Genomic DNA, 13,616 nt, shown 5'->3' with positions numbered 1-13,616 from the left:
ATCTGCTCTGCCGGGCGCGCCAGCCGGTGAGCCTGGAGACGAAGGTGGGCGACGGGGATGACACGGAACTGCTGGATCTGCTGCAGGGAGATGGAGAGCTGCCTGAGGAGAGCGTGGACAGCGAGTGCCTGCGGGGCGATATGCGGGCGCTGCTGGAGCAACTGCCGGAGCTGCAGCGGAGCGTGCTGACCATGCGGTTCGGCATCAACGGCGATGAACCGATGAGCCTCACTTCGATCGCCCGCACTCTGGGCATGAGCCGCGACAAGACACGCAACCTGGAGCGCCGTGCCCTTGAGGGCATCCGCTCACGCTCCTGCCGCCTCGAGGGCTACCTGGTGGCCTGAGAACGTGCCCTTTTTCGAGGTCTACTGGCGGGGGGAGTGCATCGCTGATGCCGGCGATCTGGAGGAAGCTCTGACTTGCTACGCCCAGGTCCGCCCCAAGGATCTTGGCTGGCAGGAAGCCTGGGATCAGGCCGAGGCCGAGGGTGATCCGCCCCCCTTTGTCTGCCGCTACCGCTCCTTCGAGGCCTTTCTCGACAACGAGGAAGCTCTCGAGACGATCCCGGTCACTGTGGCCATGCTCGAGACCGCTGGCAGCGAAGCCTGATCCCTGGGTGTTGGCGCGGTTCTGATCACCCTGAACGTGAGGTTCAGCCGCTCCTGCCGCACCCGCAACCGCCGTGGCAGCGCATGCAGCCAGTGCTGCTGGGTGGGAGGGTCCATGACCAGCAGATCTCCGTGGCCCAGCTCGAGAAGGAGCGGCTCGGCTGCCCCGGGCCGGCGGTCGCGGGGCCTGAGCCGGAAGCTGCGGCTGGCCCCAAGGCTCAGGGAGGCGATCGGCGCCAGCGGCTCCAGCTCCGGTTCGTCATCGGCATGCCAGCCCATGGAATCGGTACCGTCGCGGTAGCGGTTGAGCAGCACCGAGTTGAAGCGCCAGCCCAGCGTGATCTCCAGCGCCTGCCTGATCTCGATCAGGGCAGCCGACCAGGGCTGGGGCTCATGGGCCAGGCCGCTGTAGCGGTACGAGCAGCCGGGATCTGCCACCCAGCAGGTGAGCCGCGGCATGGGGTGGGTGCGGCCGAACAGGGTGATCGACTCCTGTCGCCAGGGGATTTCCTGCTGCAACAGACTCAGTTGCCCGTCGGGATCGTTGGCCCATGCGGGCCAGAGGCGCAGGGCCAGGCCAGGGGCCTGCCATTGATGGATCTGGCCTGTGGGCTCCATCCAGGCAAACGCTTCAGACTTCAGAAGAACTGATCGAAGTTGTCGAAATCCACGGCCTTGAAGCTGCCGTCCTGCACCTGCCGCATCAGCCCCTCCAGTTGCGCCCAGAGTGCGCCACCGGTGAGCAGGGAGAGCAGCAGGGCCACCAGCAGGGCAGTGCCACCACCGAAGCCGAACACCTGCAGGCTGCCGCCGATGAACAGGGTCACTCCCAGAATCAGCCCCGCATAGGACGCGACGGTTTCCGCCACTGCCAGGGGCAGCAGGTTGAGCCGGTCCTGCTTCCAGCCGTCAAGCCGGTTCTGCACCAGGCGTGAGAAGGTCAGACCGCAGAGAATCGCGATAGCCAGGCCCACTCCTGCAAGGAAGAAGGGTGGCTGCCCCACCGGCACGTACTCCAGCAGGATGTCGGCGCCCTCGAAATCGGCGAAGGAGCCCCCCGCGTACCCCTGAGCCAGGGCCTCTGAACCGGTGGGATCGCTGATCACGGGCAGGCCGTCAAGGGTGTGACGCTGACCCTAGCGATCAGGAGACGGGTGCCCGGCCACTCAGGCGGCCGGTGCCAGGGGGTTGAGCCGCTGCAGCAGCCCGCCCACCACCTTGGAAGGGGAGAAGGTGCGGCGCAGCAGACCCATCAGCGCCTGCAGGTCCTCGGTGTTCAGGTGGTTGTCGCGCACCAGCATCAGCAGCAACCGCTGGCGCAGGCTGCCGCCACGGGGACCGAGCAGCAGGCGCAGACCTGCCCCAGCCACGGGCAGTAGATCAGGGTTGGCATCGTCCTGCTCCACCACCCCCAGCAGGCTTTCGAGCCGTTCCAGCTGCAGGTGTCCCTGGCGATCGAAGAGCACCTCCAGCAGCTTCTCCCGCAGCTCGGCTGTATCGCCGGCCAGCAGCCGCCGGGCCACATAGGGATAGGCCACGCGGATGATCTTGAAGCCGGGATCCAGCCGCAGGGCCAGCCCTTCCTGGCTCACCACCGCCCGGATGATCAGGGCGAAGCGGGCCGGCACCCGGAAGGGGTAGTCGAACATCAGCTCCGAGAAGCGATCGGTGATCGCCTTGAAGTTGAACGAGCCCACGCTCTCCCCCAGCTGGCCGCCCAGCACCGTCTCCAGAGCCGGGACAATCGGGGCGAGATCGGCGTCGGGACGCAGGAATCCGAGGGTCCGGAAATCGACGGCAAGGGCTTCGAAATCCCGGTTGATCAGATGCACCACCGCCCCGGTGAGGGTGAGCCGATCGGCGTCGCTGATCGAATCCATCATCCCGAAATCGACATAGGCCACGTGGCCCATGGCACCGGTGCGCCCCGGCAGAGCGAAGAGGTTGCCTGGATGGGGATCGGCGTGGAAATAGCCGAACTCCAGCAATTGCTGCAGACCAGCCATCACCCCGGTGCGGATCAGGGCATCGGGCTCGAGCCTGTGCGACTCCAGTTCCAGCCGGTCCTGCAGCTTGATCCCGTTGATCCAGCTGGTGGTCAGCACCCGGCGGCTGGAGAGCTGCCGCTCCACCCGTGGCACCGTGACGGCAGGGTTGTCAGCGAAGAGGGCGGCAAAACGCTCAGCGTTATCGGCCTCGCGGCGATAATCGATTTCATCGAAAAGGGTCAGGCCGAACTCATCGATGATGTCGCCGAGGCCGAAGCCCAGGTTGAGGGGAAGGAAGGGAGCGGTGAGCACCCCGAGCAGGCGGATGATCACCAGATCGCGGCGCAGGATATAGGCCAGATTGGGCCGCTGCACCTTCACCGCCACCCACTGGCCTGTTGTCAGCTCAGCCTTGTACACCTGTCCCAGGCTGGCCGCTGCCACGGGGTAGGGCGGGAAATGCTCGAAGAGTTCCACCGCCGGTGCCCCCAGCTCCGCTTCGATCTCCGCCAGGGCCAGTTCGTGGGGAAAGGGGGGCAGGTTGTCCTGCAGCTCGGTCAGCTGGTCGAGCCAGTCGCGACGCACCAGGTCGGGGCGAGTGGAAAGGGCCTGCCCCACCTTGATGAAGCAGGGACCCAGCTGGGTGAGGGTCTGGAGGATGCGGCGGCCCAGGCGTTGCTGCACGGAGCGATCGCTGCTGCTTCCCTGCACCACGAGCACCAGTGCCAGCCAGCCAAGCTGCCACAGCACCTCCACCAGGCGCGACACCAGGATCCAGGGGCGCAGCAGCATCCAGCGCAGATCGGCGGCTGGCTCGTAGCGGGGCGGTGGCCCTTCGACCCGGGCGGGACGCGCTGGTGAGGCCGGGCGCACAGGAGAGCTGGCGGTGATGGGGAAACTCCTGCGACGCCTGAGGTGGTGACCCCAGACTCTAGAAAGTCCAGGGCTGGTGATGCTCCTGCTGTCGACCCTGCGTCAGGGGCTCCCGCGCCTCGATCTGCACCTGCCCGCCCATGGGCGCGGACGGGGTCTGGCGCCGGGCCTGCGCCAGCTGCTGCGGCGGCGCCCCGGCCGCTGGGATCTGCCGGAACTGCCCGAGATCGGAGGGCCGCTGGAGCCAGGTGGTGCCGTGGCCGCCGACCAGGCCGAATCTGCCCGCCTCTGCGCAGCTGATCGCTGCTGGTTCGGCGTGAACGGAGCCAGCGGGATGCTGCAGGTGGCCCTGCTGGCTCTGGCCAGGCCCGGCGAGCGGGTGCTGCTGCCGCGCAACCTGCACCGCAGCCTGCTGCACGCCTGCGTACTGGGCGGACTGCGGCCGGTGTTGTTCGATCTCCCCTTCGATCCGGCCACCGGACTGTGGCTGCAGCCAAGCCCCGACTGGCTGCGGCGGCGCCTGGAGCAGGCCCCAAGCCTGGCGGCGCTGGTGCTGGTGCATCCCACCTACCAGGGCCTGGCGGGAGATCTGCAGGGTCTGATCGCGGTGGCCCACCACCACGGCCTGCCGGTGCTGGTGGATGAAGCCCATGGGGCCCACTTCGGCCAACCGGGTCTGCCGATGGGGGCTCTGGCGGCCGGGGCCGATCTGGTGGTTCAGTCCCTGCACAAGAGCGCAGGTGGACTGGCCCAGAGTGCCGCCCTGCTGCTGCTGCGCGGGCGGGTGAGCGAGGAGGCGATCGAGCGGTCTCTGCTCTGGTTCCAGACCTCCAGTCCCAGTGCACTGTTGCTGGCCTCGGCGGCGGCGGCCTTCGCGCACCGCCACAGCCCCGCCGGCGCCCGGGGCCTGAGCCGGTCACTCGCACTTGCGAACGCGCTGCGGCAGGCGCTGGAGACAGCCTCCCTGCCCCTGGCGGCCAACCAGGATCCCCTGCGCCTGGTGTTCCACAGCGCCGCCCTGGGCATCAATGGCCTGGCGGCCGACGCCTGGCTGCTCCAGCGGGGCGTGATCGCCGAGCTGCCCGAACCCGGCTGCCTCACCTTCTGTCTGGGGGAACGCCCACCGCGACGGGTTCTCAGGCTTCTGCCCACCCGGCTCAACCAGCTGCGCCAGGCCCTTGGCGGGCCAGCCCTCCTCCCCTTCACCCCGCCGCCCATTCCCGCCCTGATGGAGCCGGAGCTGACCCCTGGCGAGGCCTGGAGGCTGTCCCACCAGACCCTGCTCCTGGAGCAGGCGCTGGGGAGGCTGGCGGCGGAACCGATCTGCCCCTATCCACCGGGAATTCCCCTGTTGATTCCAGGTGAGCGGATCGATGCGGCGCGACTGGAGTGGCTGAGGGAGCAGCGCCGGCTCTGGCCGGGCCAGATCGCTGATACGGTAAAGGTTGTGGCCTGATGGGCGCTGCGGATGGGCGCAAGGCAGGGAGCTGGAGATCCAACACGGCGATCCGAGCCAGAACCTGCCTTCCAGTGGGATTTCGTCACCCCGGGACTGCCCGACCAGGCCTTTGAAGATGCCCCGGGTTTCACTCCCACACCAATGGAGTTGAGGGTGATGCTGCTGGCCCATCTGCGCCCCAGAGCCGATTCGACGGTCTGGGATGTGGGCGGCGGCACCGGTGCCCTGGCCCTGGAGATTGCCCGACTGATGCCCCTTGGCCAGGTGCACACCCTGGAGCGGGATCCAGAGGCGATCGAGCTGCTGGAGCGCAACCGGCGGCACCTGGCCATTGACAACCTGCACATCCACGCAGGCGAGGCGCCCGATGGACTGTCCCTGCTGCCGCAGCACCCCGACCGGGTGATTCTGGAGGTGGGCCGCCCATTGGCGAGCGTCTTGCGTGCGATCTGGGCGGCCCTGCAGCCCCGCGGACGGCTTGTGATCAGCACCGCCAGCCTGGAGGGGCTTGTGGATGCGACCAATACTTTGGCCCAGTTGGAAGCCAGGGACGTTCAAGTGGTGCAGGCGACGGTCCATCGCATGCAGCGTCGCGGCAGCCAGGCCCGCCTGGCGGCGGCTGAGCCCCTCTTTCTGATCGCTGCCGAGCGCCACGGGTGAGTCAGGGTTCACGGCCGCGCACCTCACTTTCACGGCTGTTCAGCGGCTTCGCCGCTGGTGGCTTCGGCCTTGTGGTTGTGAGCCTCGGTGGCTGGTGGTTCACCGTGGCGGTGGGAGTGATCGTGCATCTGGGGCTGCTGGAGTTCTTCCGCCTGGCCCAGTTCAAGGGCATCCGACCCGCCACCAAGACCACGCTGGTGGCCTGCCAACTGCTGCTGTTTGCCACCCAGTGGGCCAGCGGCGGTGGCATGGCGGTCGACCTGGCGGCGGCGGTGGTGCCGGTGTCAGGAGCGGTGATCTGCGGCTGGCTGCTGCTTCAGCCGGTGACAGGCACCATCGCCGACATTGCCGCCTCGATCTTCGGGCTGTTCTATCTGGGCTTTCTGCCCAGCCACTGGCTGCGCCTGCGTGATCTGCTCGATCCAGCCCTGGCACCCCAGCTGCAGGGAGCCAGCTGGCCGTTCACACCGGGCATGGCGCTCACCCTGATGGCCTGCCTGATGGTGGTGGCCACCGACATCGGCTCCTACGTGATCGGCCGCCGCTTCGGATTGCACCCTCTCTCGCCGATTTCCCCGGGCAAAACCGTGGAGGGCGCCTTCGGCGGTGTGGCCAGCGCGGTGCTGGTGGGCGTGGTGGGCGGCCTGTTGCTGGGCTGGCGCTGGGGCTGGGTGGTGGGCGGATTGCTGGGGGGGGTGGTGTCGCTGTTTGCCCTGGTGGGGGACCTCACCGAATCGATGATGAAACGGGATGCGGGGGTGAAGGACTCCGGTGATGCGATCCCCGGCCACGGGGGCATCCTTGACCGGATCGACAGCTTTCTGTTCACTCCGGCGGTGGTCTACTACTTCGTGACCTTGCTGGTGCCGCTTCTGGGCTGAGGTTCGCTCAGGGGGAGACCCGGGCTTCGCCATGGAGCTGCAGCATGTCGGCTTCGAGGCTGGCCCGCTCGATGCGGATGTTCGGGTCCATCGGCAGGCGCCCGCGCAGGTGCCCGTTGAGGTCACGGATCACGACACTGCCCTGGTCGGCTTCGGGGCGGGTTTCCAGCTCGATCAGCCGGGCCTCACCATGGGCCTCGGCGGCAATGATCAGGATGTCTCGAGCAATGCGCAGCTGCCTGAGAGGGCCCAGTCCGAGCAGCTGTTCCCCGAGATGGTCGCTGAGATCCCGCCAACGGGGACGGTTCAGGGAACTGCTCAACCCATCGGCCGTGAAAGCCACCTTGCCGCGGATCAGGAACGCATGCTCCAGTTGCACCGGCTGGCCGCGCAGAACCCCAGCGACCTGGATCCGCAGGGGATCGCTCTGGAGTTCCACCAACTCGATCTCCAGCGCCTGGTACACCACCTGGCGGGCCATCAGGCTCACCCCGTCGAGGCGGCCGCGCAGCAGGTTCAGCGCAGAGCCATGGAGCTGAATCTCCAGGCTCTCGACGGCTTCGCATTGGCTGCGGATCCAGAGCTGGAGGCCCGATGCCAGCAGCTGCAGCAACGGACCGCTGCTGCTGGGCAAACGCGACGGCTGTGCGGGTTCGGCTCCAGCCATGCAGGCGATGTCGGGATGGCTCCTCCTAACAGAGACGACCCCACTGCCTCCAGCTGGCCAGGAGATCGCTCTGATGACCAGGTGAAGACCCCCATCGCTTTCGGCCTGGTAAGCATGCTTATGGTTTTATGATCAATACAAGCATGAGGTTCACCATGGACAACAAGAAAATGCTTGCCGTGTTCGCTGGATTTGCCGCCAGCGCCGCTGGCACCCTCCTCGCTATCCCAGCTCGTGCCGCTGAGCCCGCCGCCGCAATGGCGCCCGGGTCAGCCGCACTGCTCTCACCTGATGGCACAGCCATCGCCCTCAGCCCTGGCGCTGAGCCCAACGCCAAGACCAATGCCAGCCTGGCCCAGAGTTTCGGCAGCAACGAAGCGCCCATTTATGAGCAGGCCACCGGTTGGTACATCGGCCTCGGCCTCGGCGCTGCCTGGCCCACGGACACCGGCATCCGCACCCGCAACCTGGATGACCGCGGCTTTGAGAACGTCAACGGCGATCTCGGTTTCGGTGGCGGCTTTTCCGGCGACCTCGCGGTTGGTTACGACTTTGGCGCGATCCGTACGGAGCTGAGTTACGTCTACACCCGCGCCAGCGTCAACGATGTGTCCTTCTCGATCAATGGGAACGACTACGATCTGAGCTCATCCGGCATCATCAACAAGAACGACATCTTCGTCAGTGGCTACTGGGACATCAGCACCGGCAGCCGCTGGACTCCTTACATCGGTGGCGGTGTCGGTTACACCAACCTGAGCACACCCCGCATCAGGGTCTCCAATGGCGATGAAAGCGCCTCCACTGGTAGCGCCAACGAGGGGCTGTTCGGCTGGCAGGCCAAGCTGGGGGTTAGCTATGGCGTCAGCAACGCCAGTGACGTCTACCTTGAGGGCACCTACTCCGGCGCTTCCGGCTTCGAAGGCGACAACATCCGCTACGACTCTTACAACGACTTCGGCGCCAAGCTGGGCTTCCGCTACCGCTTCGGACAGCCGGCTCCCCAGCCGGTGGTGGTGACCCCGGCACCGTCCCCCGAACCGGCGCCGCAACCTGCCCCTGAACCGTTCGTCCAGCCCATTCCTGAGTCCGCTCCGATTCGCGGCCTCTGGTGAGCTGAGGTCCCGCAGGCCCGTCGGCCGCCGCTCTCTGGCTTCAGCAGACGGCGGCCACGGCCTCGGGCCGGTCCAGGTGGGGGAGGTGGCCGCAGGCCGACAGTTCCACGAGCCGATCGCCCAGCAGGGCCAGGGCGGCTTGCTTCTGTGGCTGGCGCAGGATCCGGTCATCGGCTCCCCAAAGCACCTTGAGGGGCTGGGCTGGCAGTGGGTCTCCGCATCCGGCAAAGCCTCCGCTGCGGGCGAAGCTGCCCAGGGCATCTCCCCAGCCAATCACCTGAAGGTGGAGCGAAGCGATCTCCTCCTCGGCAGGCCCCACGCTCATGTCGGGGTTGGCAAAAGCCTGACGGCAAAGCCCGCGCCTCACCCCCGGCAGGGCTAGAAAGCGCACCCCAAGGCGATCCAGCAGGGGGGGCAGGGGCATGGGGCGTCCTGTGAGTCCGGCGGGTGCCAACAGCAGCAGCCGGCCTACCCGGGAAGGCAGACGTCGGGCCAGCTCCACCGCCACCGCTCCGCCCATGGAGGCGCCGATGAGACCCAAAGGTGGTGATGAGTTCGGAGCTGAGGCCGACTCGATGCGCTCCACCACCGCCATGAGATGGTCGATCACACCACCTGGGTTGTATCGGCCAGAACTGGGGCGAGGGCTGAAACCAAACCCGTAGAGGTCGGGAATGTAGAGCCGAAAGCGGGAAGCCAGCAGTGGCGCCAACCGCCGGAACTCCAGCAGGGAACTGTCAAAACCATGCAGGAGCAGCAGCGGTTCACCCTCTCCGAGCACGGCAACGGGCCATTGCCCCGTGAATCCAGGCAGCTGCCACCACTGCACCCGTCCTGCCAGGTCACGCCCCTGGGGGTCGAGCAGGTTGGTGGCGGCTCTGGCGATCAACTCCGGACCCTGACACCACTCCGCCTGGGGGAAGCGACTCAAGGGCTGTTCTCAGGGCAACGGCTGGTCTCGGGGAAGGGAGCTGGAACGCTTTCAGCCTGACGTGACTCCGCCGTGGTGCTCACCATGGCGGTCAACAGGTCGTTGGCGCTGACGGCGAAGGGCAAGCGGTGAAGATCTGAGCCTGGCTGAACGGCGAAGGAGCAGACAGTGTTGAGGTCGTTGAGGCTGGCCTCGGCGAGGCCGAGGTCTTCGAGGCTCACTGGCAGGCCCAGGGCCCTGAAGAAGGTGATCAGCTGGCGACGGGCCTGGCTGGCCAGGCGGTGGCCACCGAGAAGCTCCTCCAGACGTAACTGGGCGAGAACGCCGAAGCCCACCTTTTCACCATGGAGAAGGTGGTGGCAGGCGGGCAACTGGGTGAGTCCGTTGTGAACAGCGTGAGCGGCCACGGTGCGACAGCGGGCACCACCAAGGCCGCCGATCAGGCCGGCGGTGAGAGCTGCAGCCTCAGCCACCCGCACCCAGGCTTCGCCACCGGGCACGGCCAGGGCTGCCTCACCCTCCAGCAGCAGTTGATCGCGCAGGACACGGGCCTGCTGCACCGCCTGCTGCACCAGGCCATCGCCACTGGCGCCACTGCTCACTGAAGCCTCATACCACTTGGCGATCGCATCGGCGATGCCGCTGGCAAGGGTGCGCCCAGGAGCTTGCAGCACCAGATCGTGATCGAAAATCAACAGGTCGGGGCAGCGATCCAGAGCCACATCGGAGCGAAAGGCCCCTTCCACTGAATAGAGGTTGGCCAGGGCTGTCCAGCCGGCGCAGGTGGCGGCACTGGTGGGCACGGTGATGCACGACAGACCGAGGCGATGGGCCAGCAATTTGCCCGCATCAAGCACCTTGCCGCCACCCATGGCAATGACTCCGTCGCAACGGCCAGCCTGGGCTTCTGCCGCGAGGCGCTGAAGATCGTGCTCACAGCAGTCGAACAAAAGCGAGGCTGCAACGGGCTCAAGCCCCAGCTGCAACAGATCCGCGCAAGCTTGTCTGCGCAGATCAGCTGTGGCGGAACTGCGGCCCAGCAGCAGCGGTCGGCGGCAGAGGGAGGGCAGCGAGTCGAGTGAAGACGACCATGCGGAAGGCCCCCGCACCAGGCGGGCGGGGGCAATCGCGTGCTGACTGAGGGCTGTCACCATCAAGGCGTCAGACGCTGGCACCGGCCAGTTCCGGCTCAGCAACAACGGTCTGGTGGCGGATCACCACCTGCTTCTCGTCGTTGACATCGACCAAGGCTGAATCACCCTCCTTCAGACGCCCGGAGAGGAATTCCTCAGCCAGAGAGTCTTCAAGCAGACGCATCACGGCCCGGCGCAGCGGACGGGCGCCATAGCTGGGGTTGTAGCCCTCTTCAACGAGGCGCTCCTTGAAGGCCTCGGTGACTGAGAGGCCAATACCTTTCTCCTGCATACGCCCGAACACTTCGCGAAGCATGATCTCGGCGATCTCTTTGACCTCGTCGCGGCTGAGTTGCCGGAAGACGATGATTTCATCAAGACGGTTGAGAAACTCAGGACGGAAGTACTGCTTGAGCTCCTCGTTGACCAGGGAGCGGATGCGATTGTACTGAGTTTCCTCCACTGCAGCGCCGGAGAATTCAAAACCGAGGCCACCGCCACCCTTTTCAATCACCTTCGAGCCGATGTTCGACGTCATGATGATGAGAGTGTTCTTGAAGTCCACTGTGCGGCCTTTCGAATCAGTCAGTCGACCGTCTTCGAGGAGCTGCAGCAGAAGATTGAACACATCGGGGTGAGCTTTCTCGATCTCATCGAAGAGCACCACGGTATAGGGACGACGGCGCACGGCCTCAGTGAGCTGTCCGCCTTCGTTGAAGCCCACATAACCAGGAGGTGAACCGATCAGCTTGCTGACGGTGTGGCGCTCCATGAACTCGGACATGTCGAGGCGGATCATCGCCTCCTCGCTGCCGAAGAAATAGGCGGCCAGAGACTTGGTGAGCTCAGTTTTGCCCACGCCAGTAGGGCCGGAGAAGATGAAGCTGGCGATCGGGCGGTTGGGGTTTTTCAGGCCCACCCGGGCACGGCGGATCGCCTTGGACACCGCCCTGACAGCCTCGTCCTGGCCGATCAGGCGCTGGTGCAGGGTCTCTTCCATGTTCAGCAACTTCACCGATTCGCTCTCGGTGAGCTTCTGCACGGGAACACCGGTCCAGGAGGCCACGATCTGGGCGATGTCCTCTTCGGTGACCACCGGATGGCGCTCGCCGCTGGAGGAAGCCAGGGCATTGTCGGCGGCGGTGTTGACCTCCGCCTCGGCCAGTGCCTCGGCGGATCCTTCGACAGCGGTTGAAACCGCCGGCTCCTCATCGCGACGAGCCTGAAGAATTGAGCGGATCTGATCGCGCAATTCCACTTCCTTGTCGCGCAGTTCACCTGCCTTGCCGAAGTCCTGCTGGCGAACGGAATCTTCTTTCTGCTTCTGAATTGCCCGCAGTTGCTTGTCGAGCTCCTTGGCCGCAGGAGGCAGCTTGGAGTTCAACAAGCGCACGCGGCTGCCGGCTTCATCGACCAGATCGATGGCCTTATCGGGCAGGAAGCGATCGGAAATGTAGCGATCACCGAGGGTGGCTGCTGCCACCAGGGCTTCATCGCTGATTTTCAGGCGATGGTGCTGCTCATAGCGCTCGCGCAACCCTCTGAGAATCTCAATGGTGTCGAGCACGGAGGGCTCGCCGACCATCACAGGCTGGAAACGGCGCTCGAGAGCTGCATCGCGCTCAATGTGCTTTCGGTATTCATCCAGGGTGGTGGCACCGATGCACTGCAGTTCACCGCGGGCCAGAGCCGGCTTGAGAATGTTGGCGGCATCGATCGCCCCTTCGGCAGCGCCGGCACCGATCAGGGTGTGAACCTCATCGATCACCAGGATCACGTTGCCCGCGCCCCGGATCTCTTCCATGATTTTCTTGAGGCGCTCCTCAAATTCACCCCTGTACTTGGTGCCGGCCACCAGCAGGCCGATATCGAGGGTGAGGACCCGCTTGTCTTCCAGGATGTCGGGAACTTCGCCGATCACGATGCGCTGGGCAAGCCCTTCAGCGAGGGCGGTCTTGCCGACGCCGGGTTCACCGATCAGCACAGGGTTGTTCTTGGTACGCCGACCAAGGATCTGCACAACCCGATCAATCTCGTTGTGGCGACCCACCACGGGATCAAGCTTGCCCTCGGCTGCCAGCTGGGTGAGGTTGCTGCCGAATTCGTCGAGTGTGGGGGTTTTGGTGGAGCCTTTGCTGCCGCCACCACCAGCGGTGACCTCTGCGGTTTCGCCCAGCATGCGGATCACCTGGGTGCGCACCTTGGCCAGATCAACCCCGAGATTCTCCAGAACGCGAGCGGCAACGCCCTCACCCTCCCGGATCAACCCCAGCAGCAGGTGCTCAGTGCCGATGTAGTTGTGCCCGAGCTGACGGGCCTCTTCCAGCGAGAGCTCCAGAACGCGCTTGGCCCGAGGCGTGAACGGAATTTCAACAGCGACGAATCCGGAACCGCGACCGATGATCTTCTCCACCTCGACACGGGCGTCCTTGAGGTTGACACCCATCGACTTGAGCACCTTGGCGGCCACACCAGTCCCCTCACCGATCAGACCCAGCAGGATCTGCTCAGTGCCCACGAAGTTGTGGCCCAGCCTTCGGGCCTCTTCCTGGGCCAGCATGATCACCTTGATGGCCTTCTCGGTAAACCGCTCGAACATCTGCGGTGCCTGTGCAAGTCACACCAACCTATCAGGGCTGAGAGGGTGTGCGTGATTCTGCCTTCAATTCGGGCAGAATCACTGCAACAGCAGGGATCGGGCACCTCGATCACCACATATTGGAGGCTGGATTCGTACGGCCTTACGCATCAACAAATGGCGGCAATCCGTACCTCCGTGATCGCCAGTGATTGGTGTTGCAGTCAGCGATGACACAACTATCCAGTTGTGTCATCGAGTTGGCGCCATTGGATCAGAGCGTCCTGTCCATCGCGGTAGTAACCGCGACGGCGGCCGGTGCTGCGGAATCCGAGCGAGCCGTAGAGCCCAAGCGCGGCCGTGTTGCCAACCGCCACCTCCAGGCTGGCCCCGCTGGCGCCCCGCTCACGCCCGTCCCGCATCAGTTCATTCATCACCATGCTGGCCAGGCCGATGCGGCGATGCCCGGGGTGCACCAGCACCAGCAGGATCTGCAGCTCATCGAGGATCAACCAGCTGCTGCCCACCGCCACCAGTTCGCAGCCGTGAAACACCCCGAGCACGCTGCGCCCGCTCCCCTCCAGCTCCTGGCTCCACTGCTGCAGGTCCCAGCCCTGGAGCCGGCAGAGCTGATCGAGCTCTTGGCAGGCTCCCGCATGGCCTGGAGCCAGACGCTGGGTGCTCAGCTCGGTCGGCCCAGCCCCTCCGATGCTCATCCTT

14 protein-coding genes are annotated in these 13,616 nt (G+C 65.7%); 6 read left to right on the top strand and 8 right to left on the bottom strand.

Translation table 11 applies throughout. The features are described from left to right. Together KBY77_RS15680 and KBY77_RS15675 are read left to right on the top strand one after the other, a co-directional pair. Nucleotides 1–347 (top strand): sigma factor-like helix-turn-helix DNA-binding protein (locus KBY77_RS15680; protein WP_315856501.1); only part of this gene is annotated, 347 nt, incomplete at its 5' end. A 4-nt stretch (nt 348–351) separates the two neighbouring features. Then, complete coding sequence (locus tag KBY77_RS15675) at nt 352–612, top strand: hypothetical protein (RefSeq protein WP_255106502.1); 261 nt, start codon at nt 352–354, stop codon at nt 610–612. On the opposite strand, the gene KBY77_RS15670 is transcribed toward KBY77_RS15675, so the two are convergent. Genes KBY77_RS15670 through KBY77_RS15660 form a run of 3 tightly spaced genes read right to left on the bottom strand, consistent with a single transcriptional unit; the run spans nt 516 to nt 3,391 of the window. After that, nucleotides 516–1,229, bottom strand: a complete 714-nt coding sequence (locus KBY77_RS15670) for an alpha-ketoglutarate-dependent dioxygenase AlkB (RefSeq protein WP_255106499.1) — start codon at nt 1,227–1,229, stop codon at nt 516–518. The two genes, KBY77_RS15675 and KBY77_RS15670, sit on opposite strands and share 97 nt — an antisense overlap. Before the next feature lie 20 nt (nt 1,230–1,249). Beyond that, a complete protein-coding gene (locus KBY77_RS15665; RefSeq protein WP_255106496.1) occupies nt 1,250–1,717 on the bottom strand; it encodes a hypothetical protein in 468 nt (155 codons plus the stop codon). Nucleotides 1,718–1,777: 60 nt separating this feature from the next. Beyond that, nucleotides 1,778–3,391: an AarF/ABC1/UbiB kinase family protein gene (locus KBY77_RS15660; RefSeq protein ID WP_255106524.1), complete on the bottom strand. Its 1,614-nt coding sequence runs from the start codon at nt 3,389–3,391 to the stop codon at nt 1,778–1,780. Between the two features lie 160 nt (nt 3,392–3,551). On the opposite strand from KBY77_RS15660, the gene KBY77_RS15655 reads away from it, so the two are divergent. From KBY77_RS15655 to KBY77_RS15645, 3 genes are read left to right on the top strand one after another with little or no spacing between them, the layout of a single operon-like run. After that, nucleotides 3,552–4,928, top strand: a complete 1,377-nt coding sequence (locus tag KBY77_RS15655) for an aminotransferase class I/II-fold pyridoxal phosphate-dependent enzyme (RefSeq protein ID WP_255106494.1) — start codon at nt 3,552–3,554, stop codon at nt 4,926–4,928. A gap of 12 nt (nt 4,929–4,940) precedes the next feature. Next, on the top strand, nt 4,941–5,591 hold the full coding sequence (gene cbiT, locus KBY77_RS15650) for a precorrin-6Y C5,15-methyltransferase subunit CbiT (protein ID WP_255106492.1): 651 nt from the start codon (nt 4,941–4,943) through the stop codon (nt 5,589–5,591). Next, nucleotides 5,588–6,472: a phosphatidate cytidylyltransferase gene (locus KBY77_RS15645; RefSeq protein WP_255106489.1), complete on the top strand. Its 885-nt coding sequence runs from the start codon at nt 5,588–5,590 to the stop codon at nt 6,470–6,472. The genes cbiT and KBY77_RS15645 overlap by 4 nt, the downstream gene beginning before the upstream one ends. A 7-nt stretch (nt 6,473–6,479) precedes the next feature. Here KBY77_RS15645 and KBY77_RS15640 read toward each other — a convergent pair whose 3' ends face one another. After that, nucleotides 6,480–7,106 carry a DUF2993 domain-containing protein gene (locus KBY77_RS15640; protein WP_255106486.1) on the bottom strand — a complete coding sequence of 209 codons (627 nt, stop codon included), beginning with the start codon at nt 7,104–7,106 and terminating at the stop codon, nt 6,480–6,482. 188 nt (nt 7,107–7,294) lie between these two features. On the opposite strand from KBY77_RS15640, the gene KBY77_RS15635 reads away from it, so the two are divergent. Continuing rightward, on the top strand, nt 7,295–8,254 hold the full coding sequence (locus KBY77_RS15635) for an outer membrane protein (RefSeq protein WP_255106483.1): 960 nt from the start codon (nt 7,295–7,297) through the stop codon (nt 8,252–8,254). Between the two features lie 40 nt (nt 8,255–8,294). On the opposite strand, the gene KBY77_RS15630 is transcribed toward KBY77_RS15635, so the two are convergent. The 4 genes from KBY77_RS15630 to KBY77_RS15615 all read right to left on the bottom strand — a co-directional run bounded on the left by KBY77_RS15630 (nt 8,295) and on the right by KBY77_RS15615 (nt 13,612). After that, entirely contained in the window at nt 8,295–9,185 is an 891-nt protein-coding gene (locus KBY77_RS15630; RefSeq protein ID WP_399213065.1) for an alpha/beta fold hydrolase, read from the bottom strand. Then, nucleotides 9,182–10,339: an iron-containing alcohol dehydrogenase family protein gene (locus KBY77_RS15625; RefSeq protein WP_255106479.1), complete on the bottom strand. Its 1,158-nt coding sequence runs from the start codon at nt 10,337–10,339 to the stop codon at nt 9,182–9,184. Before KBY77_RS15625 ends, KBY77_RS15630 begins: the two co-directional genes overlap by 4 nt. Nucleotides 10,340–10,346: 7 nt before the next feature. Further along, on the bottom strand, nt 10,347–12,917 hold the full coding sequence (locus tag KBY77_RS15620) for an ATP-dependent Clp protease ATP-binding subunit (protein ID WP_255106478.1): 2,571 nt from the start codon (nt 12,915–12,917) through the stop codon (nt 10,347–10,349). 218 nt (nt 12,918–13,135) lie between these two features. Continuing rightward, nucleotides 13,136–13,612, bottom strand: a complete 477-nt coding sequence (locus KBY77_RS15615) for a GNAT family N-acetyltransferase (RefSeq protein ID WP_255106475.1) — start codon at nt 13,610–13,612, stop codon at nt 13,136–13,138. Nucleotides 13,613–13,616: the final 4 nt, after the last annotated feature.

The sequence above is a fragment of the Synechococcus sp. Cruz-7E5 genome (genome assembly GCF_024345995.1).
GTDB lineage: Bacteria > Cyanobacteriota > Cyanobacteriia > PCC-6307 > Cyanobiaceae > Regnicoccus_A.
The sequence above is the reverse complement of the archived record's forward strand: the minus strand, read 5'-3'. Positions and strand labels throughout refer to the sequence as shown.

Excerpts from the sequence above, each read along its gene's own strand:
- KBY77_RS15670 (WP_255106499.1), bottom strand. The coding sequence starts at position 1,229 with ATGGAGCCCACAGGCCAGATCCATCAATGGCAGGCCCCTGGCCTGGCC.
- KBY77_RS15660 (WP_255106524.1), bottom strand. The coding sequence starts at position 3,391 with ATGCTGCTGCGCCCCTGGATCCTGGTGTCGCGCCTGGTGGAGGTGCTG.
- KBY77_RS15655 (WP_255106494.1), top strand. The coding sequence starts at position 3,552 with ATGCTCCTGCTGTCGACCCTGCGTCAGGGGCTCCCGCGCCTCGATCTG.
- cbiT (WP_255106492.1), top strand. The coding sequence starts at position 4,941 with ATGGGCGCAAGGCAGGGAGCTGGAGATCCAACACGGCGATCCGAGCCA.
- KBY77_RS15635 (WP_255106483.1), top strand. The coding sequence starts at position 7,295 with ATGGACAACAAGAAAATGCTTGCCGTGTTCGCTGGATTTGCCGCCAGC.
- KBY77_RS15625 (WP_255106479.1), bottom strand. The coding sequence starts at position 10,339 with ATGGTGACAGCCCTCAGTCAGCACGCGATTGCCCCCGCCCGCCTGGTG.
- KBY77_RS15620 (WP_255106478.1), bottom strand. The coding sequence starts at position 12,917 with ATGTTCGAGCGGTTTACCGAGAAGGCCATCAAGGTGATCATGCTGGCC.
- KBY77_RS15615 (WP_255106475.1), bottom strand. The coding sequence starts at position 13,612 with ATGAGCATCGGAGGGGCTGGGCCGACCGAGCTGAGCACCCAGCGTCTG.